Source organism: Luteimonas flava (genome assembly GCF_036584485.1).
GTDB lineage: Bacteria > Pseudomonadota > Gammaproteobacteria > Xanthomonadales > Xanthomonadaceae > Luteimonas > Luteimonas flava.
In genome coordinates this window covers 241,998-267,024 of sequence record NZ_JAZHBM010000002.1, presented here as the reverse complement: position 1 = coordinate 267,024, position 25,027 = coordinate 241,998, and the positions used below count along the sequence as shown (strand labels likewise).

Sequence of the window (25,027 nt, the reverse complement as noted above, 5' to 3'; positions counted from 1 at the left end):
CTCAGCCGGGCAGACGCGCCGTCAGGGTGTCGAGCGCCTCGCGCAATGCGGCGACCTCGGCCTCGAGCGCGTCGACGCGCGCCGCCAGACTCGCGTCGCCGGTGGATTCTCGGGCGGGACCAGCCGCGGCGATGGCGGCTACATCGACCGGCCCGCACAGCAGATGTGCATAGCGGTCCTCGCGGCGTCCGGCGGGCGGCGGAATGCGCACCGCCAGCCCCTTGCCGGCCAGACGCTCGAGATGATGGCGCGCATCGTCGGCATCGGCGAAGGGGTGCATGCGCTCGCTGCGCGTCACCAGTTCGGCGAGCGTCTGCGCGCCGCGCAGCATCAGCAGCGCGATCAACACGACCTGCGGCTGCGGGACATCCAGCGCCGTACCCAGTACGTGCTCGTGCCGCTCGGCGCGCGAGGAGAACGACTGCCGCGCGAAACGGTGGCCTTCCAGTTGCCGAAGCGCGTGCTGCACGTCGCCGAACGAGGCCGACATCACCGGATCACGCGCGGTCTTCTGGTTCGCCGCCGATTGCGCGGCGTTGACGGTCAGCGGATAGACATCGGGCGTGGTTGCCTGCTTCTCCACCAGGCAGCCGAGCACACGCGCCTCGATCGGGGTGAGTCGGGGCCAGCGGTCCGGGTCCTGCGCCTGCTCGTCCATGGGAATTCCAGCCTCGAAGGGGGCGACAGGATGCGCCCCCCATGCCGGCCTGTCATGTTCACGGCGATCGCGGCCGTTAAACTCGCGTGTTCACACGATGACGACGGACCCGCCCATGCGCCTGAACGCACCCGCCCTCACCCTGCTCGCCAGCGCGCTGCTGCTGGCCGCCTGCAAGCCGACGACGCCTGCGACCGCGCCGGCAGATGCCGCTGCAGAAGCAACGCCGACTACTCCAGCCGCGCAGGCGCCGGCCGCCACCGATCCCAGCGACAACCTCAACGCGGTGCTGTGGATCCAGCGCTCGGAGGAGTACCGCGCCAACAGCCTGTCGATCTTCCGCGCCGCCGCCGATCACCTCGACGATGCGCTGGCCGAGAAGAACTGGGATGCGCTGGTGCCCGAAGAGCGTGAGCTGATCGGCGACGCCACGGCGCTGCCGCCGGCGGTGATCATGGACATCGACGAGACCGTGCTCGACAACTCCCCCTACCAGGCGCGCCTGATCCAGAACGGTCTGGAGTACGACGAAGTCACCTGGGCGCAGTGGGTCGCCGAGAAGAAGGCCAAGCCGGTGCCGGGCGTGCTGGAGTTCGCCAAGGCGGCCGAGGCCAAGGGCGTGACCATCCTGTATCTGTCCAACCGCGCCCAGCATCTGCAGGAGGCGACGCTCGCGAACCTGCGCGCCGAAGGCCTGCCGGTGAAGGACGAGAGCGTGTTCCTCGGGCTGGGCACGTTCGTGGAGAACTGCGAGCAGAACGGCACCGAGAAGACCTGCCGCCGCCGCCTGGCCGGCCGCGACTACCGTGTGTTGATGCAGTTCGGCGACCAGCTGGGCGACTTCGTCGACATCCTCGCCAACACACCTGACGCCCGTGGCGAGCTGCTCGACACCTACGGCGACTGGTTCGGCGAGCGCTGGTGGATGCTGGCCAATCCGAGCTACGGCGGCTGGGAACCGGCCCAGTTCAACAACGCCTGGGATCAGCCCACGGGCGCCCGTCGCGAATCGAAGCGCAACGCACTGGAACTGGCGAACTAATCGAATCAATCACTTGCAACATACTATTTCAAGTGTTGCATCAGGTATCCGGACGCGGTAGCCTGCGTTCGCCACACCATAGTCCTCCGGCTCTGCCGGCTTGAAGGGAGACGCAAGTCTCCCTTTTTTTATGGTGCGACCGCGGTCCCAGAACGGCGCAATCTAGGGTCGACCCCAGGGTGTGATGGCGCCTCGCGACGCCTACCCTCGGGCAAGCCGTCATCGAAGCGGACGCCGGCCCACTTTTTCCGCCTGCCATCCAGCCCCCGGAGGCAACGGTGTCACTCCTTCCCGATCCGCTCGGATTGTTCTCGTCTTCGGCCTCGTCCTCACGCGGGCCCGGTCTGGTGCCCGGTCTATTCCAGGCGCTTCGGTCGAACTTCGGCCAGCAGATGCAGACGATGCCGCAGCAGCAGGCGCAGAGCATGTTTCCAGGCGCCAACCTCGGCGCTGGCCAGCCGGCGGCTGGCAACGCCGCAGCGGGCCAGACGCCCGCCGGGCTGCCCACCATCAATCTGCCGGGAGGCCTCTCGATCGCACCGCCGCCTCTGCCGTTCTCAGGCAATGCCGGCAGCGCTGGGAACCTGGCGCCTGCACCGCAGGCGAACAGTGGCGGACTGATCGGCACCGCAGGCAACGTCCTCAACAGCGTCACAACCTCGCTTCGCAACATCCTGAGTCCGCCAGGACCGACGCCGGGCGCGTTGCCACCCAATTTGCCGTCGCCCGGCGCCGCGACGGGCGCTCCGCCCGGCCTGGGCAATGCGCCTGGCCTCGGCAACCTGCCAGGCAATGTCGTCAACACCGCAGCGAACGTGGTGCGCACGGTCGCCAATGCGCTGCCCGGCGCACCGACCGCGGTTTCGCAAGGGACGAACCCGGTTGCGACCCAAGCCTCGTCCACCCCGCAACCGACGGGCTCGATGCAATCCGCCCCTGCGCAGACACTGGCGCAGTCGCAGGCCGTGCCCGCGCAGCAGCTTGCGACCTCTGCGCAGGCCATGGCCCAGCCACTGCAGTCACAGCCCGCCCCGACCCAGCCGCAGAGCGCCAGCACGCTGGCGCAACAGGCGTCGTCACCACCCGCTCCGCAGCAGGCGCAGCCTGCGCGGACGGACGCCGCGTTTGCGACAGCCGGTAACCCGGCCGCGGATCGTGCGGGGGTTCCGCAACAGGCACAGCCGCCCGTGCAGCCCAACGTGCCCAGCGCACCGCAAGGCGCCGCCCTGCTCGCAGCTGTACCGCTGGCCACGACCGTGGCGCAGGCGCCGGTCGCACAACAGCTCGCCGGCAATCCGCAGGCGCAGGTGTCCGGCAGTCCCATTGCTGGCACGGCCTCGCTCGATGCCGGTGGCCCGGTCCGCGCCGAGTTGACGGGCGCCGGCACCTACACGCTGGATGGACCTGGCCTGCGTCGACGCGGACGCATGAAGGTCGGCGCGCAGGACCTAGGCCAGTGGATGCTCGCGGCCGCGCAAGGCCGGCTGCATCTCATGCGTCCCTACGACGACGACACGCCGCGCCAGGTCGCCAAGGTCTTCCAGCAGATGTTCTGGGTGCTCGCGATCGTGGCCTATGGATGCCTGGGCCTCGTTCTCGTCAGCTTCCTGCTGAGCCTCGGCGAACTGCCCGCCGCGCCCACACTGCGTCGCTGGACGGGCGAGTTCGCATGGGCGGGACTGCTGGCCGCTCTCGGTGCTTGGTGGCTGGGTCGACAGCTCATGCGTGCGCAACGGCCACCACCCGATCCGATCCGTCGTTAGTGCCTGCTCCGCAAGAAAAGGGCGCCGCATGCGGCGCCCTTCTTCTGCCTCGATCTACCGCTCTTCAGCGCGTGACGAGCCCCCCCTCGCCGAGCGTGACGCGCTGCAGATCCACACCGTTGCCCTGCAGGCCCTGGCGCACGCTCGCCGACAGCGCAGTCAGTGCTTGACGGTTACCGTCACGCTTGAGCGTCTGATACGTCAGCGCGGAGACCATCGTCAGATAGGCGGTCCGCTCGGCCTGCGCCTGCTTCGCCGCATCCGACATTTCCGCGACCTCCGGGACAGCCGCGAGCGGTCCGATCAACTGCCGCCGCACTGCCCGCTGGCCGGCCGGCGATTGGCGCGAATCGCGGTCGTTGACCACCTCCCAAGAGATCAACAAGTGTGCCGCCAGCACATCGCCGAGATTGGTCGGGTCGTAACCGTAGCGGCGCAGGATCTTGTCGAACTCGCGCAGCATCTCGCCCGAGCCGATGACCTTCTCCAGATCCGCCACCTGCTGCGGATTGCGTCCGAAGGCGCGGATCGTTTCCTGCTGCACGCGCGCGCTGACTGCCGCGTCGCGGCGGAACGACAGCGTCTCCACAGCCTGCGCATCCACCTGCGCGGGTGCAGGTCGGGAAATGGCCTGCTGCAACGCGCGCTGCACCGCTGCGTCGCCGTCGGCTGCGTGGACCGATGTCGCCAATGCGCACGCGCACAGAAGCGCTGACGTCCAGACGATCCAACGGGAACGGGCGGTCGCACGATGCATCTCGGTCATGGCGGAACTCCTGTGATCTGAAATCTGCATGCGGGATTTCGCTCCCCGCATGTCGAGCGGAACCTGCTGCGACGACCGCTCAACGTTCGACGAATCCGTCGCCGGTCAGGGTATAGAGCGCGAGATCGTTGTTGGACTGGCGCAGGAAATCCTCGCGCACTGTTTCCCGGAACGCAGCGATGCTGCCTGCGTCGCCGGATTGCCTGACACGCGCGTTCTCGCGCATCAGAACCGCTGCCAACAATTCGTAGAGCCGGCGCTGTCGCTGACCTTCGGGGGAACGTTCGAAATCAGCGCCCTTGGTCCAAAGCGACTGCATCTGCTGTTTCAACCCGCGCACCTGCTCGGGCGATGCGCGTGATCCGTCGTAAGCCTCCCAGGATGCGACGAACAACAACACGTTGGCCGGGATCAACTCGCCCCGGGTCAGCCCGCTCACCCGGTAGCGCGCCTGCAGCAACGCGTCCGCATCGCCCGATCCGACGAATGTCGCAACATCGTGCACGGGCAAGCTGGTCAGCTGTGAGTAACCGGCCACGAAGTCACCGTCGATTCCCGAAACATCCGTTTCGCGCGCGCTGGAAACCTCGCCACGCGCCGCGGGCACCGACTCTCCTGCGGAGAACCCTTCGCGATAGGCCTTCATGAAATCCGCGTCGAGTCGCTCCGGATCAACGTCAGCGTTTTCGACCTCGGCGCCCGTCGCTGCGGACTCCGCAGAACTGCCGGAACAGCCCGTCGTGAATCCGAATCCCATCAGGAACAGCGCAAGGCCGCTGAAACGCATCGACCACCGCATTCAATCGCGCTCGGCGCGCGCGTCGCGCCGTCCCATCTCGGAGGCCCACGCATTCGCGCTGGCGACGCCATCGGCTGCAACGCGCCGCGCATACTCGCCGCGCAGCTCCGCCAGGTGTGCGTCACGCGACTTGCCGCTGCCGGCGTAATCGGCATCTTTACCGCGTTCGGAATCGCGCAGATTCTCGGAGGTATTGCGCATCGCGGATTGCGACAGGGCGTTCTGCCCGTATCCCATGCCCAGATCGAGCGTGGCGCCCGGATCGTACTGGGCCATCGCCAACGAAAGAGGCGCCGAGGCGCACAGCAACACCATTGCCAGACGGCCTGTCCGCCGCGGACCTATGGCCCGCTGCTGTGCAGGTACTCCGGATCTTGAACGTGTCATGGCGTTTCTCCTGGATGGACCCCGGCCGGATGCTCGCGCGACATATGTCAGCACGATGTCGTGACATACACCGCCCCACCGGAAACGAAGAAGGGCAGGTGCCAAGCACCTGCCCTCCGGTATCGCAACCGCCCGATTACTGCTTGCGGGCGTTCGCTGCCAGACCTTCACCGATCGACTTGATCGCGGTGGAGATGGTGTTCGACAGCATGTTGAACATCTGCGATTCGGCTTGGAACTCGGTCTGCGTGGCGCTGAATTCCTGCGCGTCATCCTTGCCGGTCAGGCCGTTCAGCTTCTCGCTGAGATCGTTGAGCTTCTGGGCCTTCTCGCCGAGGATGCTGCCCATCGCCTTGGCGATGGCCACCAGCCAGCTTTCACCCTTACCACCCTTGCCCTCGCCGCTGATGCTGTCGAGGCCGGCCTGGGCGATCTGCAGATTCACTTCGAAGTTGACGCTCATTGGACTATCTCCTGGGTTTCAAAGTTTTGGAAAACACATGAATCCGTTCGATGGGCCGATTCCGCTGCGCATTGCGTCTGCTGCAATCAGGAGATTCGAGCCACATACCGCTGATGGATCAATCCTGCTCGTCGCGCTGGGGACCGGCAACTAGGGCGTACCCTAGAAATGCGCCGATTCCTCTATTCAGTTCATGCCGCAGTGCGTGCGTTGCCGCCTTCCTGCGCGGCCAGCCATCCACGCGCCGCCTCTTCACCCTGTTCGCGAGAAATGCGCGCGAATTCGAGGGCACGCTTGACGCCGGGATTGTCGAACACGCAATAGCTTTCGGCGAAGGCCTGCTCGACTTCTTCGCTGCCTGCCTGGTCCACCAGACCACTGGCATGCAGCACACCCAGCGTCTGCGCCAGACTCGCGCGAATCTGCGACGCATCGGTGGGGTCCTGCAACGAGGACATGTTGTCGAGCGACTGTTCCATCTGGGCCAGCATGCTTTCGCGGCTTGCGGCGTCGATGTCGCGCTGCTCGCGAAGTTCCGTTTCGAAACGCTCGAGCAGCGACGCGCGCAGTGCCTTGAAATCGGTGGACGGATTGGATGCGGATGACGACATGCGCTCGAACTCCCTTCTTGAGTGCAATCCGACCGGGCATCGTCTGCTTCGGGTCGTATCGCGGATACGGTTGCGTCAGGCTGCAGCCTGGATGATGAAGCCTTCGTGGACGGCGGCTGCGGCAACCGCCTGCGCCGATGATGCCGCTCCAAGGCGTTCACCGCATCTAGGTCAGGCCCTAGGAACGCGACATCGGCATAGATAACGAAAGAAGCCTGCAGGTGTGGCCTGCAGGCTTCTTCGATACAGCACTACGATCACAGGGCGAGCGGGCAGTGCTCAGGTGGCGGGGGTCTGGACCGAGGTCAACGAATCCACCATCCGCCTTGCATCCGCACCCTCACGCTCACCCATCTCGCGGGAGCGTTCGCCCAACCAGGCATCCGCGGCTTCCCTGCCATCGCGTTCGCTGCGCTCTTCGTACTCGGGCACGAGTGCCTTGAGTTCGAGTTGCACCGCTTCAAGACGTTCGTCCATATGCCGGATGAGGGTGTTCTCGTCATCCGCATCGATCGCACCCTGCTGCCGGAGCTGGGCAAGACCGTCGATCCACGCTTGTCGCTGGGCCTGCTGGTCGTGCATGGATTACTTGCCGCCGAAGTTGATGTTGAAGCCACCCTTGAAGCCTTCGGTGACGGCATCCTGTGCCGACTGCGGCAGGCCGAGACCGTCGAACAGGCCGCTGAGGGCCGAATCGAAGAGCTGACCGACGAGGTCACCGAGAAGATTGCCGATGATGCTGCCGAGAGGGCCACCGAAAGCGGTGCCGATCAGAGATCCGATGCCGGAGAAGACGTCGCTGGACATGATGAAACTCCTTTGGATTGAAGAGAAAACAACACTTGAATCTGTGCGCGCCGTCTCTACCTGGATGAATGACTTGCGCGACTACAGACGCAGTGTCTTCCCAACGCATCGCCGAGACAGCTAGGTCGTACCCCATCTAGGGTCCGCCCTAGCTCACGCGCTCTCCACGCGATCGCGATCGAGCGCGCTATAACAGGCGCATGCCGACGAAACCGACCGCATCTGTCGATGTAGCAGTTCCCACGCCACCTGCGTTCTCCCGCGACGACCTGCCCGCGGAAGGGCGTGATTATCCGACTGACGAACACCTGCGCTCGCGACGTCTGCGACTGCATGGATTCGCGTTCCGCCACGTGATCGATCTATTGCAGCTTGGCCGCGAAGAACGCGTCACGCGGATGCTGCTCGACGATCCGATCGCCACGCTCGACGATGCGATGGGCCTGGTCGTCTGGGCCAACAAGCTGTATCGCGAGCGGCCGGGCCTGGGCTTGTGGCATACACGCGAGCGCTCGGGTCGCTTCATCGGACTGTTCTCGCTGACGCCCAGTGGCGATGCGGGCGACGTCGCGATCGGCGTGCGGCTGCTGCCGTCTGCCTGGGGTCGCGGTTACGCGATCGAAGGTGGCGCGGCGCTGTGCACGCACGCATTCGAAACGCTGCAGCTGCCCGCGCTGATCGCGCAGTGCGCGCCGGAGAACCGGTCGGTACCGCCGCTGCTGCTGCGCCTGGGGTTCGACGAGATCGAAACCGGCGAACAGTTCGGCAATCCGGCGCGCCGCTTCCGCCTGGCGCGCGAGGACTGGCACGGCCTGCGACCGCGGCGGGCCGGCGCGCGGAACGAGGAATCTCCACAGGAGTGATGCGTGTGGGACAGGCCGCCGCGCCACCGCTCGGAGGCGGCGCGGCGACGGATGCGTCAGCTGTGGTAGTGCGGATCGATCGTCAGCGTGCCGAGATTCTGCTCGGCGAAACGCTTGGCCAGCTGCGGGCCTGCTTCGCGGATCGCATCGAAGCTCTCGCGCGAACGGCTGTCAGCGCGCAGCACCCAGCCGTCGGCGCTCTTGCTCAGCAGCAGATCGGTGCCGGGCAACGTGGCGTCGGACATCCGCAGCAGCACTTGCCCATCGCCGCCCGGATCGCGGGCATCGTGCACCGCCATCTGTCGCACGTGCTTTTCCATCATGTCGAACAGCTGGCCGGCATTGGACGCCGCAGCGGCGGGCGCAGCCGCAGGCGCGCCATCGCGCAACGCCATCTGCGCCTGCAGGATCGCCGCCGATTCCATGCCCGGGGTATGCAGGCTGCCGAAGCCGTTGTCGTGCTGCTGGCGGAACGTGCGCGCATCGACGACGTCGGTCAGCGACTGGCGCGACTTGGCGGCTTCCTGCTGGCTGGCCAGCTCCGCCATCTCGCCTTCCTTCAGCTCGCCCTCCCCCTGCAGCAGACCGCCGCTCGAGAGTTCGGACTCACCCTGCAGACCCTGCATGTCGCCGCGGGCCTGCTGCATCATCGAGCGGAACTGGTCTACACGCTCCCGCGGCGGCGTGTCCTTGGCGTCGGCCTTGGTTTCGCGGTCGACCTGCCGGTTGCGCGCGGCCTGGTCCGGCGGTCTGGATGCGGAATCGTTGCGCTGCACGCTCATCGTCGTCTCCTCGTGTCCGTGACTACTGCTGCCGCGCCGCCATGTAGCGCGCCTGCATCAGGTCTTCGTTGGTCGCCTCTTCCTGCCGCTCGAACAGCCCGCGCTGCTCGCGCTTCCACAGATCCCGGCGCTTCTCCAGTGCGTCCTGCCGCCCCTTGGCGCGGAAGAACGCATCGCGCGCCTCCTGCAATACGGTCTCGGCCTGCCGCACAGCCTCTTGGGCCTTCGACAGGCGCTGTTGCGCACCGACGATCTGCTCGCCGAGCAGATCGATATGCGCCTCGCGCTGCGTCAGCGCGGCGGGCCAGGGCACGCCGGACGGCGGCGGATCGAGCAGACGCGCACGATGACCGCTGCGGTCGCGCTCCAGACCCGTCAGTTCTCCCTGCACACGCGTGCAGGCTTCGATGCACTGCTGCAGCGCGCGCTGCTTCTCCAGCACCACCAGACGCGCCGCTTCGGTGCGGTGTTCGCGCAGTTGCAACAGCGTCTGGAGCGGATAGCGTTTCATCCGAACAGCTTCCGCAGTGCGCCGGACGAGGTGTCGAACGGCACGAGTTCGTGTTCGGACTGCTGCAGCAAATTGCGGATCGGACCGATCTTCTCGATCGCGATATCGGCGTCGGGGTCGGTGCCGCGCTTGTACTCGCCGAGCTGCAGCAACAGCTCGATGTCCTGGTGCTTGGCCAGATACTTGCGCAGCTGGCCGGCAGCGCGCAGATGCGGCTTGTCGACCACGCGCGGCATCGTGCGGCTGAGGCTGGTCAGCACGTCGATCGCCGGGTAGTGGTAGGCCGCGGCCAGCTTGCGCGACAGCACGATGTGGCCGTCGAGAATCGAGCGCACTTCCTCGACGATCGGATCGCCGCCGTCTTCGTCTTCGGCCAGCACTGTGTAGAACGCGGTGATCGAGCCCTTGTCGTTGTTGCCCGCGCGTTCGAACAGCTTCGGCATTTCGCTGAAGACCGAGGGCGGAAAACCGCGCCGCGCCGGTGGTTCGCCGATGGCGAGGCCCACGTCGCGCAGCGCACGCGCGAATCGCGTGACCGAGTCGACCAGCAGCAGCACGCGCTTGCCCTGATCGCGGAAATGCTCGGCGATCGCGGTGCCCACCCACGCCGCGCGGCTGCGCTCGAGCGCGGGCCGGTCGGAGGTGGCGACGACGACGACCGACTTCGCCAGACCTTCGGCGCCGAGGTTGTCGCTGATGAACTCGTTGACCTCGCGGCCGCGTTCGCCGACCAGCACGATGACGTTGACATCGGCATCGCCGCCGCGGGCCAGCATGCCCAGCAGCGTGCTCTTGCCGCCGCCGGCGACGGCGAAGATGCCGATACGCTGTCCTTCGCCCGCCGTCATCACCGCATCGATCGCGCGGACGCCGGTCGAAAACGGCCGGTCGATCAGCTTGCGCGACAGCGGATTGGGCGACGCGGCATAGATCGGCGCGTCGACGGTCGCGCCCAGCGACCCCTTGCCGTCGATCGGCGCGCCGTGTGCATCGAGCACACGGCCGAGCAGTCCCTCGCCGACCGGCACGGATGCCTGCTTGCCGGTCGCGTAAACCTCGGTCGTCGAGGCGATGCCGTCGAGCGGGCCCAGCGGCGTCAGCAGCGTGTGCTGCCGCGCGACACCCACCACTTCGGCCGCGAGTTCGAAATCGCCGTCGCCGGGATTGCGCAGATAGCAGAGTTCGCCGATCGCCGCGCGCAGACCCGTCGCCTTGATCAGGGTGCCGTAGGCCTCGCTGACGCGGCCCACGCGCTCGATCGCCTGGACCTGCCCGAGCGCATGCAGCAGCGGATCGCTGGCGACCGCGCCGGCGCCGAGATCGTCGAGCAGCGACAGGGTCGGTCCCGAATTCATGTGTTCGCCACCGCGCTCGCCTGCGCCAACGCCGTGCGGATCGCCTCGATCTGCTGGCTGACGCCGGCGCGGACTTCACCGGCTTCGGAGACCACCACGCAGCTCAGCGGATCCAGACTCTCGTCGTCGACCAGCTCGATCACGCCGACGCCCGGATGCGCCTGGCGCACCGCGCCGAGACCCTGCTCCACGCCTTCGCGTGCATCGGGATGCACGCGGATCATCAGGAACTGTTCGGCCTGCGCGGATTCGACCGCGCGCATCACCAGCGTCGGCACGACGGTGGACGCATCGAAGTCCGGTGCGATGCGTGCGACGATCGCACAGGCGAGATCGCCGATGCGGCCGACCGCGTCACCCAGTACGCGCGCGCGGCGCTCGTTGAGTGACGCGAGTTGTTCGGTCATCTGTTGCTTCACGCGCTCCAGGCCTTCCGCGAAGCCTTCCGCGTAACCCTGCTCACGCGCCTTCTGCACTTCGGCCTGCGCCTCGTCGTAGAGCGCATTGACCCGCGCGAGCAAGGTGTCCAGCTCGGCCAGCGACTGCCACTCCGCGGCACGCACGATCGGCGCGGACACGCCGCGACGGAACTCGCGACGTTCGAACACCACGGCGGCGTTGGGCGCGCGTCGGGCGGGCGTGGCGGAAGCGGCGTCTGGGGTCGGCATGCAGGCTCCGGAGCGGGAAGTGGATCAGGCGGCGACGGCGCGATTCTGGTGATGCGTGTGGACGACGAGCAACGGCTTCTCCGGCAGATGCGCCCGCGGCAGTTCAGCCGGTGGATAGACCAGTTGCGCCCAGTCGGCGAGCGCCGGCTCACGCTGGCGCGCCCATGCCTGCAATTCCGCGCGGCCCTGCAGCTCCAGCGCTTCGAACAGACGCGGGCCGAAGGCGTCACCGCTCGCCAGTGCGTCGGCGAGCGCCGACGCGAGCCGACCCTGCAGCGATGCATCGACCTTCGCGTCCCAGACGCTGCGGTCGAGTGCCAACAGGTAACTGCTGCCCAGTACGGCCTTGATGCGTTTGACCGCGTCGCGCCCGACCTCCGCGCGGATCGCCGGCGCGTAGGCCAGCACGCCGAGATCGCGATGCAACCCGCTCAGCCGCGCACGATTCCAGCGTGCCACCAGACCGGAGAATCCGTCCGGCGATGGTGCCAGCAGGTGCGCGGCCGGCCCGTCCGCGAGCGCACCAGCAAGCAGCCGGCGGCCGAGACGGCTGGACCGGGCGCGCTGCAACAGCGCGTCGTCCAGATCGTCTCCGCCGGCACCGTGCCAACGCGGATCGACCTCGGCGAGCAGCACATCCAGCGACATGGATCAGCCCTGCCAACGTGCCGGCGGGGCCTTCTCGGCGGCGACGGGCTTGCGGGCCTTCAGGCGACCGGCGAATGCAAAGGCGACGGCCAGCAAGGCCACCACCAGCGCGGCGATGACGATCGCCATCGGGCTCACGGCCGACAGGGCCATCGCGGTGCCGGTCGACGACGTGGCTTCCGGCGGCGCCGGCATCGAAACGAACTTCACCGAGACCTGGTTGATGTCGGTCAGGCCCTCGACGCCGTCCTTGACCACGATCTTGATGTCGGCCTCGCGGTCGCGGACGTTCGCGCCGGGCTGCTCGAAGATCCACACCGCGGCCGACGTCTTGCCGTTCGAGCCGCCGAGCGGATCACGCTCGGGGAGTGCCAGATGCACGCGTGCCTGTGCGACACCCGGCAGCATCGTCAGCGTCTGGGTGATTTCCTGCTGCAACGCGTGCAGATACCGGCCGCGCTCGTCGGTGGCCGACGAGGCGAAGCCTTCCTTCTTGAAGATGTCGCCGAGGTTCTGGTAGTTCTGCCGCGGCAGACCGCGCGAGCCGAGCACGGCCATCGCCTGCGGAATGTCGCCCTCGGAGACGAACACGTCCCAGCCCACCTTGGTCGCGGACGGCTTCTTCTGCGCCTGGATGCCCGAGCCGATGAGCGCGCCCATCATCTCGTTGGCCTGACGCTCGTCCACGGCGCTGTAAAGCGCAGTACCGCCGCAACCGGCAAGCAGCAGGCAGGCGAGCAGCATGCCCATCCACGCGGACCATCGTTTGGATACGCAGAGATTCGAAACGCGCATGCCGGTCACCTCTCGATCAGGACTGCTGGCGGAACAGCTGCTGGATGCCGTCGGACGTCCGGTTGGCGACGTTCGAAGTCATCTCGCACTGGAACAGGAAGTGGTGCGATTTCATCGTCATCTCGATGACCTGACCCGGCGTGAGTTCGCCGGAGTTCTGGGTCATCGTCTTGGCGAGGTCCTGGATGCTCGATGCGCCGCCGTTGAGGTTGTCCATCGCGGACATCACCATGCGCATGCCTTCGGACGGCTCCGATGCACCGGTGCTGGCAACGCCCTGCGGCGCGTTCGCCGTAGCGGCGGAACTCGCGCCTGCGCGGTCCATCGCCTGCGAGAACTGTCCGACCTCGTACGCGGCGGCGACCGGCGAGTGTGCGCCGGCACCCGATGCCCCCTGTGCCGCGGCTTCGAGCCCAACGGCCTGGATCGCGTCGACCATGATCTTCTCCTTGCTGCTGTTGTCTGCGGGAGTCGCTTACTGCTTGCGGCCCAGCGTCTCGAGTGCCTGGCCGACGCTGTTCTGCGAGGTCGAGGCGTTGTTGGACAGGAACTGCATACGCAGGCTCTCGGCGGTCAGCTGGACCACGTTCGAGGGCTGATCGCCACCCTGACCAATGACGTCGGAGAGATTGGTGATCTTGGTCGCCTGCTGGTCGAGGGTCTGGCCCCACGCGCGCGACATGGCTTCATACCAGCTCGACGAGCTCGCACCACCGCCGCCCTTGCGGACGCCGTTGTCACCCTGCATCGAAGCGCGGCCGATGAAGCTGCCGATCTGATCGTTGGAAATCGTGGTCATGGAATTACTCCTTGCGACGGTCTGAAAGTGGATACAGCGTTGGATTCGATTCGAACTGCGTACGACTTCAGTGGTTCGACGATGCGGGCGCGCGCGCCGGATCGCCCACCGGTACCTGTGCGATCCGGTTGCCGGTGTTGACGTTGGCGACCACCGAAGCGAAACGCGGATCACCGGGTTCCGCGCCCTGGGCGCCAGCCTCTGCGGTCGCCGTTGCAGCGGCGTCTTCCTCGGGCGTCGGCGCCGGACCGGGAATGACCTTGGTCAGCTCCCCGTTGGCGCCGAGCACGTGGGCGAACTCGCCGATCGAGATCAGCTTGCCCTTGCCGGGAATCATCTCGCCGGTGACGAAGCGCTGCCCGTCGGACGACAGCAGATGCGGATTCTCGCCGCGCACGATCTGCACGATGTGCGCCTCCGGCGGCGCCTGCGGCTGTTCCGCCTCGCCCTGCGACAGCAGGCCGGTGGGCGTGCGGGGCAGGATGCGCTGTACGCCCGGAATGTCGGCGATCGCACGCGACTGCGCGAGGCGCTGGATCTCCGCGCCGTCCTTGAAGTCGCCGACGACTTCGACATCGCCGTTGCCGACGTAGCGCGCCTGCACCGGAATCGACTGGCCGCGGAACATCTCGGCCACATCGCCGGCGATGTGTTCGCCGGTGCGGATCTGCAAGGTCGCGTCGATGTTCTCGGCGCGCACCTGGTTGCGCAGGCGCTCGAGCGTGGCGCTGTCGTCGACGGCGCCGGTCACCGTGGCGCCGCCCTTGGCGGCATCGGTGATCTGCACGTTGGTGACGCGGTGTTCCTGCAGCAGCGCAGACAGACGCTCACGCTGGTCAGGGCCCTGGTCGGGCGCGGGCAGCACGGCCGCGAAGATCGCCAGGGACGCGAGCGACAGCGCGGCAATGCCGCCGATCCACGGCAATTTGCGCACGAAGCCGTTGCGCGGCGCCTGCTCCTCGTCGTTCGGTGCGAATACCGTGACGAATTCGTCCCACGCCGGATCGTTCTCGCGACCGAAGGCAATCACGGCGTCACCGATGCGCACCTGCTGCACCGCGGACAGTTCGACGGGATCGCCGGGATGGATGTCCTGCGCGCCGACCTTCACCGGCGCATCGAGCGCACGGACGAGGAAGCGGCCACCGACGAGACTGATCAACGCATGGTGCGCCGCGACGGCGTCGTCGGCCAGCACGATGTCGCAGTCTTCGCCGCTGCCCACGAGGATCATCTCTTCGTCGGCGAGCACGCGGCTGGCGCCGGCATGCAGGCCATCGACGATGCGCAGCACGTTGTTCGACTGGTGTTGGGTATGTTCGGTCATGTCAGTCCTCTCATCGCCTGCACGGCATCTGCCGCCGGAACTCCGGCGAAGACGGCGCGCACGCCCCTAAATGATGCGACTCGGTCATGCATTGATCTGGCCCGCCTGCACGATGCGCAGGTCCGGTGCGAGTTCCTGGTACGACAGCACCGGCAGATCGAAGAAATCGACCTCCATCAGCTTGCGCAGGTGCCGGCGCACATCCAGCGAGCACAGCAGCACCGGCTTGACGCCTGCCGCCTGACGGCCCAGGTGCGCACGCACCTCGTTGCCCAGACGACCGGCCAGTTCCGGCGAGATCGCAAGCTGGCTGGCACCGCCCGCCACGCGGACCGATTGCCGCAACTTGTCCTCGAGTTCCGGATGGATCAACAGTACATGCAGCGTCCGTTCCGCATCTGAATAGCGATCCGCGATCTCGCGCTTGAGCGCGACGCGGACGTATTCGGTCAACAGCACCACGTCCTTCTCGCGGCCACCGACATCGGTGATCGCCTCGAACGCATCGCGCAGGTTGCGCACCGGCACGCCTTCTTCCGACAGGCGACGCAGCACATCGGCCACGCGCTGGGGCGCGACGACGCGCAGCATCTCCTTGACCAGATCCGGATAGTCGCGCTGCATCTTGGCGAACAGGTTCGAAGTCTCCTGGATGCCGAGGAAACCACCCATGCGCCGGCGGATCGCCGCGGTCATATGGGCACCGAGCACTTCGAGCGGCGGCTGTGTGCCTTCGCCGCTCTGTACCCATTCGCCCGCGACCACGGCCGGGTAGAAGCCGGGCAGCTTGTTCGCATTCGCTGCGGTCGCCGCTTGCGGCTGCAGCATCGCATCGCTGCGCAGGCGACCGGTGGCGATACGTGCGCCGAACGCGGTCAGACGGTACTCGTCCTCGCCGAAGGTCGACACGATACGCAGCGACGGCACCGGCACCGGCACGCCGTATTCCTCGCGCAGACGCTGGGCGATGTCGACTGCGCGCGCCTCGAGATTGTGCGCACCCATCGACTGCGCCAGCAGCGGCGAGACCTGCAGCTGCAGCGGCGCGGGCGGCGCCAGATCGTCGTGATCGACCGACGCATGCACGTCGGCGACCACTTCTTCGTCGGTCACCCGGAACAGGCGGCGCAGCAGTTCGAACTGGTAGCGGTAGTGGTAAGCGCTGAAGGTCAGCAGGCCCAGACCCAGCACCAGAAACACCGGCCACGGGAAACCCGGCACCAGCGTCATCAGCAGCGCGAGAATGCCGGTGATCAGGATCACGCGCGGCTGGTTCGACACCTGCCGGGTGATCGCGTCGCCCAGATGACGGTCGTCGATCTCGCCAGTGGTGCGCGTGACCACCAGACCGGCGGCGATCGTCGCGAGGATCGCCGGAATCTGCGACACCAGGCCATCGCCGATCGTCAGGATGCTGTAGACGTGCGTCGCTTCGGCCAGCGGCATGCCGCGCTGGAGCACACCGATCGCCAGACCGCCGAGCAGGTTGATCAGGATGATGACGATGCCGGCGATGGCATCGCCCTTGACGAACTTCATCGCGCCGTCGAGCGAGCCGTGCAGCTGGCTTTCGGTCTCCAGCAGGCGGCGCTTGCGACGCGCTTCGTCCTTGTCGATCAGGCCCGCGCGCAGATCGGAGTCGATCGACAGCTGCTTGCCCGGCATCGCGTCCAGCGTGAAGCGGGCGGCGACTTCGGCCACGCGCTCGGCGCCCTTGGCGATGACGATGAACTGGACGACGGTGATGATCAGGAACACCACCATGCCGACGACCAGATTGCCGCCGGCGACCAGCGTGCCGAAGGTCTCGACGATGTGACCGCCCTCGGCGTGCAGCAGGATCGACCGGGTGATCGCGATCGAGATCGCCAGCCGGAACAGCGTGGTCAGCAGCAACACACTGGGGAAGCTGGAGAACGCCACCGGCGTGGGGATGTAGATGCCCAGCAGCAGCAGGCCGAAGCCGATCGAGATGTTGACCGCGACCAGGGTGTCGATGATCACCAGCGGCAGCGGCAGGATCATCACGCTGATGATCGTCACCGCGGCGAAGGCCAGGATGATGTCGCTGTAGCCCAGCTTGGCGCGCGGCGCTGCGCCGGCCGGCGCCCCGGTCAGGGTGGCGAGAAAGGCCTTCACGAGGCCACCCCCATCGCCGGACGGACACGCATCACGCAGTCACGGGCACGCATACGGAGACGCGCGCCGGAAACGGCAGATCCACACACTCTGGTGTCCATTCGGCGCATAAGCCCCTGCCCTCGTGCGTCACATTGTGCCCCTGTACGATAGTCGGCCTATGTTATGTACAGGTCAATTCGATGTTGCAAGGAGGTTCCAGCCAAAGTGTCGAATCGGTGTGAAAACGGTTCCGTTCCGGGTGTCGCCGGATAAAAACCCAAGCGTCACAGGGACTTAACGATCACCGTCGATATTGGACAGTGAATGCGAAGTGGCCAGGGAGGCCGCCGACGCGGGGGCTTCCAGATCTTCGGTATCGAGATCTGTAATGAACGTCACAGATTGCGCCCCCACGCCAATCGCGAACACCCGGCCGGCGCGCGACTTGACCAGCACCACGCGCTCCCGGGGTCCCACAGGCAGAATCTGCAGCACCGTCAACGGGGCATCGGTCCCCGACAATCCGTACCGCCGTCGTACCAGCCGGAGCAGGAACAGCAGGCCCGCGATGATCAGAACGAGTGGAATGACGATGGCGAGCAACTCCCCGACGAACGAGTCACTCGGCGTACGGGCGGGCGCGGCGGCCGCTTCTGCGGTCGTGGCGAGCAGCACGGCGGGGACGATGAGGGCGGAGCGGAGTCGGGCGACGCGGATCATGGGTTCTCGCGGAAGGGACACCCTGCTGGTGCGCCGTCACGTTAGCAGTCAAACGATGTCGCGCATCGCATGACGCCGCCGACCGGAACCCGGCGCGCGGGCCCGGCGCGCACTGCCGCCACGGCCACCGACGATGGCGCCAAGGCGCTGACCGAAGTCCTCGAGGCGGTGCCGTTCGCCTGCGCCGCGTTCGACCGCGCCACCGGTGTGCGGGTCGCCGCCAACTGCCGGTTCGAAGGCGATCTGGGCACCCTGCCCGGCCATGCCCAGCGCGATGCGCTGCTGGCGACGCTGTACGGCGAAATCACCGGCGAGGCCCGGGGTGAGGAAGTCCGCGCGCCCGGCAGCGGGCGCTGGTATGCGCTGCACTGGCGCGACCTCGACTGCGGCGGCCGTGCGCTGGCGCTGCTGACCGCGGTCGACATCAGCGAACGCATCGAGACCCTGGATTCGCACAAGACGCAGCAGGAAAAACTGCTGTTCACCTCGCGGATGATGTCGGTCGGCGAGATGGCCGCGACGCTCGCGCACGAGCTCAACCAGCCGCTCGCGGCAATCGTGAACTACCTCAACGGCAGCCTGCGTCTGGTCGACCAGGCCGGCGGGCCGGTGCAGGTCGAACGCGCCCTGCAGGCCGCGCGCACCCAGGCCGAACACGCCAGTGCGGTGATCGCGCGCGTCCGCGAGTTCGTCCGCGCCCGCGAGCCACGGCGCGACGCCCAGGACCTGCCGCTGATCGTCGACACCGTGCTCGAACTGCTGCGCCTGGAGGCCGAACGCCTGCAATTGCGTGTCGAACTCGCGCTGGCACCGCAACTGCCGCAGGTCTACGCCGACCGGGTGATGGTCGAGCAGGTGCTGCTCAATCTGGTCAAGAACGCGATCGAGGCGATGCGCGAAGTGCCTGCCGCGCAGCGCGGCCTGCGCATCGAGGCACGGGTGAATCTGGACGGCGACGTCGAGGTGCGCGTCTGCGACCGCGGCCCCGGCCTGAGCCAGGCCGAAAGCGAACAGCTGTTCTCGCCGTTCTACACCACCAAGTCGGACGGACTGGGCATCGGCCTGGCGATCTGCCGTTCGATCATCGAATACCACGAAGGCCGGCTGTTCTTCGAGGCCAGGGATGGCGGCGGTAGCGTGTTCGGGTTCACGCTACCGACCCCGGACAGGAGGATCTGACGCGTGACCGGCATCTGTGTCTATCTCGTCGACGACAACGACGGCTTCCGCGATTCCACGGCCTGGCTGCTCGAGACCGCGGGGTTCGAGGTCCGCGCGTTCGCATCCGGCGCGGCCTTCCTCACCGTGTTCGACAGCACCCGCCACGGCGACGGCGAGTGTCTGGTGTCCGACATCCGCATGCCGGAGATGAGCGGCCTGCAGTTGCAGGACGAACTGCTGCGCCGTGGCTCCACGCTGCCGCTGATATTCGTGACCGCGCACGGCGACGTGCCGCTGGCGGTGGAGGCGATGCGCAAGGGCGCGTCGAACTTCCTCGAGAAGCCTTTCAGCGACGATGCCATCGTCGACTCGATCCGCAACGCACTGAGTCGCGAACGTGCGCAGGCAGGCTCGCCGCAGGGCGCCGCGCTCGCGAAGCTGAGTCCGCGCGAGCGGCAGGTGCTGGATCTCGTCGTCGCCAGCAAACCGAACAAGATCATTGCCGACATCCTCGGCATCAGTATCAAGACCGTCGAACTGCATCGGGCCAACATGATGAGCAAACTCGGAGTGCGATCCCTCCCCGAACTGATGAAGGTGGCGCTGGGCCATGGCTGACGCGAACGCGGTTTCCCTGTCGCACGGGTCCTCGCACGCGCCGCTGCGCGAGCGCCTGCCGCGGCTCTCGCCGACCCAGGCCGACGTGCTGCGCGGCCTGCATGCGCGTGCCCGGCAATGGACCACGCCGACCGGCATCCTGCGGCTGCGCAGCGGTCGATCGCCCGCGGTCGCGACCCTCGACGGCGGCGTGTTCGAACTCGACGCCGACGGCACCCGGCTTGCGCTGCAGCTCGCGTCGTCGCCGCGCGTCGACGACGACGGCCTGCACTGGCAGGACCGGCGCGGCCGCGCGCGCGTGCTGGCCTGGAGCCTGATGCACGAGACGACGCTGGTGCAGATCAGCGACGCGCTCGGCACCTCGCTGCTGCCGCTGCCCGATGCGCCGGTGACCGCCCCCGACAGCGACGTCATCTGGCTGGACCTCGATTTCACGCCCGCCGATGGCGGCGCCGCGGTCAGTGGCGCGCTGCGCGCCCCCGCGTCCTGGTTGCAGGCCCTGTTCGCCCGTACGGATGCCGATCCGCGTCCGCCGATCGATCCGGGGCACTGGCGCCAGCTGCCGACGGTCGCGACGATCGCGATCCTGGCGCCGCCGCTGACACGCGCCGACGTCCAGAGTCTGCGGCCCGGCGACGTCATCGTCGTCGGACACGTCAAGATGCCCCCGCTGCACGCCAATGCCGTCGGTCTGCGCTGGCCGGTCCGATCCGGACCGGACGGATGGCGCATCGACGGTCCGCCCACCCAACGCCCCCGCCACCAGGAGACGCCCCGCATGAGCGAGACCGACGCCGCCGAAACACCGCAGACCGAAGACACCCCCGCCGTCGAGGATCCGTCCGGCCGCCTGCCGGTCGAGGTCGAGTTCGACGTGGGCAAGGTCGAACTGCGCCTGTCGGACATCGCCGGCCTGCAGCCGGGCTACGTGTTCGCGCTGCCTGCGCACCTCGAAGGCGCCAACGTCACCATCCGCGCCAACGGCCGCGTCGCCGGACAGGGCGAACTGGTCGCGGTTGGCGATACGCTGGGCGTCCGCCTGCTGTCCTGGAGCTGATGCATGGATTTCAGCACGTTCTCGCCCGCCCTCGTCCTGGTGACGGTGGTCAGCCTCGCGCTGGCCCCGTTCGTGGCGGTCATGGTCACCTCGTTCACCAAGATCGTCGTGGTGCTGAGCCTGCTGCGCAACGCACTCGGCCTGCAGCAGGTGCCGCCGAACGTGGTCATCAACGGCCTGGCGATCGTGCTGTCGATCTATGTGATGTATCCGGTGATCCTGGACGTCAACGAAGCGGTGCAGGCGCGCCTGGAAGGGCGCCCGCCACCGGCGTCGGTGCAACGCCAGATCGACGCACGTGCGCAGCAGCAGGCGGTGCGTGAGGGTCGTCCGATCGATGTGCGTCCTGCGGCGACACCGGCGCCTGCCGAAGCGCAGACGCCTGGGCCGACGAGCCCGGCCGCGGCCGACGCGCTCGCCGCCGAAGCGCAGGCACAGGGCACGCCCGAAGGTGTCGATCCGATGTTCGCCGCGGTGCGTGGCGGTTCAAGCAATGATCCGCGCGAAGAAGACGCTGCCGAACAGCCCAGGGGTCTGGCCGAAGAAGTCACCGGCGGCACGGCCACTACGGGCGGCGGTGCGCCTGCGGCGGCGGGCGGCAGCTTCGACACCAACCGCATGCTGACGATGATCGATGCGGGCAAGGAGCCGCTGCGCACGTTCCTGATCCAGCACTCCAGCGATTCCGAACGCGCGTTCTTCCTGCGCAGCGTGCAGCGCATGCTGCCGCCCGAGCGTCGCGACGGCCTGACGCCCGACGACTTCATCGTCATCGTGCCGGCCTTCACCGTCAGCGAGCTCACCGCCGCGTTCCAGATCGGCTTCCTGATCTTCCTGCCGTTTCTGATCATCGACCTGGTGGTCGCCAACATCCTGCTGGCGCTCGGCATGATGATGCTGTCGCCGACGACGGTCTCGCTGCCGTTCAAGCTGCTGCTGTTCGTGCTGATCGACGGCTGGGCGAAGCTCGTGCACGGCCTGGTGCTCACGTATGGAGTCACCACATGAGCGACGTGCTGGAGTTCACCAAGGAAGCGCTGTGGCTGGTGCTGCTGCTGTCCGGCCCGCCGGTCGCCGCGGCCGCGCTGATCGGCCTCGTCGTCGCGTTCCTGCAGGCGGCGACCCAGCTGCAGGAACAGACGTTTCCCTACGCGCTGAAATTCCTGGCGGTGGTGATCACGCTGTTCATCACCGCCTCTCTGATGGGCGGCACGCTGTACGTGTTCGCCGACCGCATCTTCATCGATTTCCCCGGCCTCGTCCGACGCTGATGGACTTCGGCTCGAATCCGATGCTGGCCCTCGCGCTGACGCTGCCGCGCATCGCCGGCGCATTCCTGATGCTGCCGTTGCTGACCACCGAGACGGTGCCGGCGATGGTGCGCAACAGCTTCATGGTGAGCCTAGCGATCGTTGCGATTCCGATCGCGCTCGCCGGCGCGCCTTTGATCGAAGCGGCCGGCACCTCGCACTGGTCGTTGATCGTGCTCAAGGAAACCTTCATCGGGATCTCGATCGGCTTCTGCTACGGCATCGTCTTCTGGGCGATCAGTTCCGCCGGCGTGATCATCGACACCCAGGTCGGCATGTCGATGGCGCAGATCTTCGACCCGATCCAGGGCCACCAGACCTCGCTGCACGGCGAGTTCCTGTCGCAGTTCTCGACCTGGCTGTTCATGGCCAGCGGCGCATTTCTCGTGTTCCTCGATCTGTTGATGACGAGTTACACGGTCTGGCCGGTGCTGAGTTTCTTTCCCGACCTTCGAATGAGCGGGATGGCGTTGTTCGTCGGGCAGTTCGGCTATCTGATGACCGCGATGCTGCTGATCGCCGCGCCGGCCATGGTGATCCTGCTCGTCATCGACCTGTCCTTCGGCCTGGTCAACCGCTACGCCCCGCAGCTCAACGTCTTCGCACTGACGATGCCGATCAAGGCGTGGCTGGCGACGGCGATCATCCTGTTGATGATCGGGGTGTTCGTGGAAATCGTGATGACGCGGCTGGTCGACAACAGTGGCTTGATCGAGGCGCTCAAGCACGCGTTCAGTGCGACTTAGGCGCTGCAGCGCTTCAGCGCTTCAGCGCGCGCTCCCGCATCGGGCGCCGGCTCCGACGTTTAGCTAGGCTCTGGACTTTAGCTTCGCTTCTGCTTCTGCTTCTGCTTCTGCTTCTGCTTTCAGCTTTTGACTTGAATCGAGCCGTAAAGCGAGCCGAGCACCGGAGGCTGACGTGGCCGAAGAGCAGCCCGTGTCTGAGCGCAGCGAGTTTGGGCTGCGTGCCGCGTCAGACGAGGAGCACAGGGCACCGACGCGGCTTCATCGCGTCGGCTCGCGTTCGGCGAAGGGACCTTTTGGTTCCTTTTGGGTCCATCCAAAAGGGACTCGCACGCGCAGCGGGCGAAAGCCCTGCAATTGCTTTTCGCTTCTCAGCCTTGGCGCTGGATTTCGATGCGCCGTCAGACGAAGTGCTCGGAAGGCGAAGATCAAGTACAGGGCTTCCGCGCTGTCGCGCGACTTACTTTTGTCTTGGCAAAAGTAAGCAAAACCGTCTTCGCCGGACGCGATCCGCCGCGATACAGCCGCGGCGGTCCCCTGCGCTTCTCGGGCAACGGGGCACGCAGCCCAAGCTCGCTGCGCTCAGACATGGGCTGCTCTTCGACCCCGTCGCCCTGCGATGCTCGGCTCGCTTTACGGCTCGATTGAAGTCAAAAGCACGAGCAGAAGCAGAGGCAAAAGCGAAGCAAGGCAGGCAAAAGCGAGCGCGCTTGGCGCGCTCGAAAAGAACCAGCAAAAAGAAGCGGCGCCTCGGCGCCGCAACCCATCCCTATCGCATTGGATCCCGCGGATCCTCGAGCCGCTCCACGACCGACGGATCATCCGCCAGCGGCGGCGGCAACGCCTCGGGTTCGGCCAGCCCGATCTCCTCGCGCATGTCCGGCGGCGGATTGAATTCCGGCGGCTCGGGACGATGCTCGCCCATGCGCACGCCCTCGGCCCAGTACAGCACCTGCGCGACGGCTTCGAAGAAATCGTCGCTGATGTAGTCGTCGATCTCGACGCGCGCATTGAGTCCGCGGGCCAGCGGCACGTTCTCGAGGATCGGCACACCGGCTTCCTCGGCGACGCGCTTGATCTCTTCGGCGACGTGGCCTTCGCCCTTGGCGACGACCAGCGGCAGATCGTCGCCCTGTTCGTACTGCAGGGCGACGGCGATGTGGGTGGGGTTGGTCACGATGACATTCGATCCTCGGACGGCATTGAGCATGTTCTGTTGCGACCATTCCTGGTGCAACTGCTTGCGGCGCTGCTTCACGTAGGGGTCGCCTTCGTTCTCCTTGACCTCCTGCTTGATGTCGCGGCGGCTCATGCGCAGCTTCTTCATGTACGAGTACTTCTGGTACGAGGCGTCGACCGCGGACACGAAGAAGAACACGAAGATCGTCCAGATGCCGATCCACTTGAGGGCGTGCCAGATGGCGCTGCCGATCGCGGCGGGTTGTGCGAACGGCAGCTGCAGCAGGTTCGGCAACATGCCCCACAGCACAAAGCCGCCGATGGTCAGCAGCGCCGCGCTCTTGAGAACGCTTTTGATGAGCTCGACGAGGTTGTCCATCGAGAACATCTTCTTGACGCCGCTGACCGGATTCATCTTCGACAGGTCCGGCGTCACTTTCTTCATCGACAGGACCGGGCCGACCTGCAGGAACTCGACGACCAGGGCCAGCAGCACCGCGAGCAGCAGCAGCGGCAGCGTGACCGCCAGCAGGGTCTGCGCCGCAAGCGGACCGATCGTCCGAAGCGCGATGTCGAACGGCTGGTTCATGACGTTCAGGCTCTGATCGAACAGCCCGCTGATCCGCCGGAACATGTACCCCATCAGCATCCAGCCACCGGCCAGCCAGCCCATGATGAGCACGGTGCTGGTCAGCTCCCGGCTCTTGGCGACGTTGGCGTCCTTGCGCGCGTCCTTGAGCTTCTTGCTGGTCGGTTTTTCGGTTTTGTCGGCGCCCTCGTTCTCTTCGGCCATCCGCACTCCGATCGATCGAATGCGCGCGGGTTCGCGCGGTTCGAGCGGAGGCTAGCATGCACGGGTGACGCATCCGTTCGAGCTGGAAACCGGGACGCGCGGGTGAAGACGACGTGGTCGCGCGCGGCGCTGTCCAACCGGGATTCAGCCGCGGGGCCCGGCCCATGCGGGTTGGCCGACACCCTAGGGACAGCCCGAGATAGCCGTTCCATGGCACCAGCGTTACAGTCCCGCCATCGCCGCAGAAGCGGTCCAGTCCCCCAAGGGTTTTCAGGCCTCCG

29 protein-coding genes are annotated in these 25,027 nt (G+C 66.8%); 9 read left to right on the top strand and 20 right to left on the bottom strand.

Features of this window, described 5'->3' with window-relative positions:
• Position 1: 1 nt before the first annotated feature.
• Positions 2–658, bottom strand: a complete 657-nt coding sequence (locus V3391_RS08250) for a YceH family protein (RefSeq protein WP_332077960.1) — start codon at positions 656–658, stop codon at positions 2–4.
• 115 nt (positions 659–773) lie between these two features.
• On the opposite strand from V3391_RS08250, the gene V3391_RS08245 reads away from it, so the two are divergent.
• A complete protein-coding gene (locus V3391_RS08245; protein WP_332077959.1) occupies positions 774–1,700 on the top strand; it encodes a 5'-nucleotidase, lipoprotein e(P4) family in 927 nt (308 codons plus the stop codon).
• A 278-nt stretch (positions 1,701–1,978) separates the two neighbouring features.
• Positions 1,979–3,463: a hypothetical protein gene (locus V3391_RS08240; RefSeq protein WP_332077958.1), complete on the top strand. Its 1,485-nt coding sequence runs from the start codon at positions 1,979–1,981 to the stop codon at positions 3,461–3,463.
• A gap of 64 nt (positions 3,464–3,527) precedes the next feature.
• Here V3391_RS08240 and V3391_RS08235 read toward each other — a convergent pair whose 3' ends face one another.
• From V3391_RS08235 to V3391_RS08205, 7 genes are all read right to left on the bottom strand, one after another.
• Entirely contained in the window at positions 3,528–4,280 is a 753-nt protein-coding gene (locus tag V3391_RS08235; protein ID WP_332077957.1) for a DUF6683 family protein, read from the bottom strand.
• A 28-nt stretch (positions 4,281–4,308) separates the two neighbouring features.
• Positions 4,309–5,028 (bottom strand): hypothetical protein, encoded by a 720-nt coding sequence (locus V3391_RS08230; RefSeq protein WP_332077956.1) that lies wholly within the window; start codon positions 5,026–5,028, stop codon positions 4,309–4,311.
• On the bottom strand, positions 5,029–5,304 hold the full coding sequence (locus V3391_RS08225) for a hypothetical protein (RefSeq protein WP_332077955.1): 276 nt from the start codon (positions 5,302–5,304) through the stop codon (positions 5,029–5,031).
• A 247-nt stretch (positions 5,305–5,551) separates the two neighbouring features.
• On the bottom strand, positions 5,552–5,878 hold the full coding sequence (locus V3391_RS08220) for a hypothetical protein (protein ID WP_133394710.1): 327 nt from the start codon (positions 5,876–5,878) through the stop codon (positions 5,552–5,554).
• A gap of 191 nt (positions 5,879–6,069) precedes the next feature.
• A complete protein-coding gene (locus tag V3391_RS08215) occupies positions 6,070–6,489 on the bottom strand; it encodes a hypothetical protein (RefSeq protein ID WP_332077954.1) in 420 nt (139 codons plus the stop codon).
• 279 nt (positions 6,490–6,768) lie between these two features.
• Positions 6,769–7,071 carry a hypothetical protein gene (locus V3391_RS08210; protein WP_332077953.1) on the bottom strand — a complete coding sequence of 101 codons (303 nt, stop codon included), beginning with the start codon at positions 7,069–7,071 and terminating at the stop codon, positions 6,769–6,771.
• 3 nt (positions 7,072–7,074) lie between these two features.
• Positions 7,075–7,296, bottom strand: a complete 222-nt coding sequence (locus V3391_RS08205; RefSeq protein WP_232138363.1) for a hypothetical protein — start codon at positions 7,294–7,296, stop codon at positions 7,075–7,077.
• A 200-nt stretch (positions 7,297–7,496) separates the two neighbouring features.
• On the opposite strand from V3391_RS08205, the gene V3391_RS08200 reads away from it, so the two are divergent.
• Positions 7,497–8,159, top strand: coding sequence for a GNAT family N-acetyltransferase (locus tag V3391_RS08200; RefSeq protein ID WP_332077952.1), 663 nt, complete (start codon positions 7,497–7,499; stop codon positions 8,157–8,159).
• Positions 8,160–8,215: 56 nt separating this feature from the next.
• On the opposite strand, the gene V3391_RS08195 is transcribed toward V3391_RS08200, so the two are convergent.
• From V3391_RS08195 to V3391_RS08145, 11 genes are all read right to left on the bottom strand, one after another.
• On the bottom strand, positions 8,216–8,941 hold the full coding sequence (locus tag V3391_RS08195; RefSeq protein ID WP_332077951.1) for a hypothetical protein: 726 nt from the start codon (positions 8,939–8,941) through the stop codon (positions 8,216–8,218).
• 22 nt (positions 8,942–8,963) lie between these two features.
• On the bottom strand, positions 8,964–9,452 hold the full coding sequence (locus V3391_RS08190) for a hypothetical protein (RefSeq protein WP_232138366.1): 489 nt from the start codon (positions 9,450–9,452) through the stop codon (positions 8,964–8,966).
• Positions 9,449–10,807, bottom strand: a complete 1,359-nt coding sequence (locus V3391_RS08185; RefSeq protein ID WP_332077950.1) for a FliI/YscN family ATPase — start codon at positions 10,805–10,807, stop codon at positions 9,449–9,451. The genes V3391_RS08190 and V3391_RS08185 overlap by 4 nt, the downstream gene beginning before the upstream one ends.
• Positions 10,804–11,475 carry a FliH/SctL family protein gene (locus V3391_RS08180; RefSeq protein ID WP_332077949.1) on the bottom strand — a complete coding sequence of 224 codons (672 nt, stop codon included), beginning with the start codon at positions 11,473–11,475 and terminating at the stop codon, positions 10,804–10,806. Before V3391_RS08180 ends, V3391_RS08185 begins: the two co-directional genes overlap by 4 nt.
• Positions 11,476–11,499: 24 nt before the next feature.
• On the bottom strand, positions 11,500–12,123 hold the full coding sequence (locus V3391_RS08175; protein ID WP_332077948.1) for a hypothetical protein: 624 nt from the start codon (positions 12,121–12,123) through the stop codon (positions 11,500–11,502).
• A 3-nt stretch (positions 12,124–12,126) separates the two neighbouring features.
• Complete coding sequence (locus tag V3391_RS08170; RefSeq protein ID WP_232150618.1) at positions 12,127–12,873, bottom strand: hypothetical protein; 747 nt, start codon at positions 12,871–12,873, stop codon at positions 12,127–12,129.
• Between the two features lie 61 nt (positions 12,874–12,934).
• Positions 12,935–13,357, bottom strand: coding sequence for a hypothetical protein (locus tag V3391_RS08165; RefSeq protein WP_332077947.1), 423 nt, complete (start codon positions 13,355–13,357; stop codon positions 12,935–12,937).
• Between the two features lie 36 nt (positions 13,358–13,393).
• Positions 13,394–13,717: a hypothetical protein gene (locus V3391_RS08160; protein ID WP_332077946.1), complete on the bottom strand. Its 324-nt coding sequence runs from the start codon at positions 13,715–13,717 to the stop codon at positions 13,394–13,396.
• A 67-nt stretch (positions 13,718–13,784) separates the two neighbouring features.
• Entirely contained in the window at positions 13,785–15,044 is a 1,260-nt protein-coding gene (locus V3391_RS08155) for an FHA domain-containing protein (protein ID WP_332077945.1), read from the bottom strand.
• 84 nt (positions 15,045–15,128) lie between these two features.
• Positions 15,129–17,183: a type III secretion system export apparatus subunit SctV gene (gene sctV / locus V3391_RS08150; protein WP_332077944.1), complete on the bottom strand. Its 2,055-nt coding sequence runs from the start codon at positions 17,181–17,183 to the stop codon at positions 15,129–15,131.
• Between the two features lie 276 nt (positions 17,184–17,459).
• Positions 17,460–17,885: a flagellar biosynthetic protein FliO gene (locus V3391_RS08145; protein ID WP_332077943.1), complete on the bottom strand. Its 426-nt coding sequence runs from the start codon at positions 17,883–17,885 to the stop codon at positions 17,460–17,462.
• A 69-nt stretch (positions 17,886–17,954) separates the two neighbouring features.
• On the opposite strand from V3391_RS08145, the gene V3391_RS08140 reads away from it, so the two are divergent.
• From V3391_RS08140 to sctT, 6 genes are read left to right on the top strand one after another with little or no spacing between them, the layout of a single operon-like run.
• Positions 17,955–19,064 (top strand): sensor histidine kinase, encoded by a 1,110-nt coding sequence (locus V3391_RS08140; protein WP_332077942.1) that lies wholly within the window; start codon positions 17,955–17,957, stop codon positions 19,062–19,064.
• 3 nt (positions 19,065–19,067) lie between these two features.
• Positions 19,068–19,664, top strand: coding sequence for a response regulator transcription factor (locus V3391_RS08135; RefSeq protein ID WP_332077941.1), 597 nt, complete (start codon positions 19,068–19,070; stop codon positions 19,662–19,664).
• Positions 19,657–20,721 carry a type III secretion system cytoplasmic ring protein SctQ gene (gene sctQ / locus V3391_RS08130; protein WP_332077940.1) on the top strand — a complete coding sequence of 355 codons (1,065 nt, stop codon included), beginning with the start codon at positions 19,657–19,659 and terminating at the stop codon, positions 20,719–20,721. The genes V3391_RS08135 and sctQ overlap by 8 nt, the downstream gene beginning before the upstream one ends.
• A gap of 3 nt (positions 20,722–20,724) precedes the next feature.
• A complete protein-coding gene (locus V3391_RS08125; protein ID WP_332077939.1) occupies positions 20,725–21,729 on the top strand; it encodes an EscR/YscR/HrcR family type III secretion system export apparatus protein in 1,005 nt (334 codons plus the stop codon).
• Positions 21,726–21,992, top strand: a complete 267-nt coding sequence (gene sctS, locus V3391_RS08120) for a type III secretion system export apparatus subunit SctS (protein WP_332077938.1) — start codon at positions 21,726–21,728, stop codon at positions 21,990–21,992. The genes V3391_RS08125 and sctS overlap by 4 nt, the downstream gene beginning before the upstream one ends.
• Entirely contained in the window at positions 21,992–22,777 is a 786-nt protein-coding gene (sctT, locus tag V3391_RS08115) for a type III secretion system export apparatus subunit SctT (protein ID WP_332077936.1), read from the top strand. The genes sctS and sctT overlap by 1 nt, the downstream gene beginning before the upstream one ends.
• A 766-nt stretch (positions 22,778–23,543) precedes the next feature.
• Here sctT and sctU read toward each other — a convergent pair.
• A complete protein-coding gene (sctU, locus tag V3391_RS08110) occupies positions 23,544–24,746 on the bottom strand; it encodes a type III secretion system export apparatus subunit SctU (RefSeq protein ID WP_332077935.1) in 1,203 nt (400 codons plus the stop codon).
• Positions 24,747–25,027 lie beyond the last annotated feature (281 nt).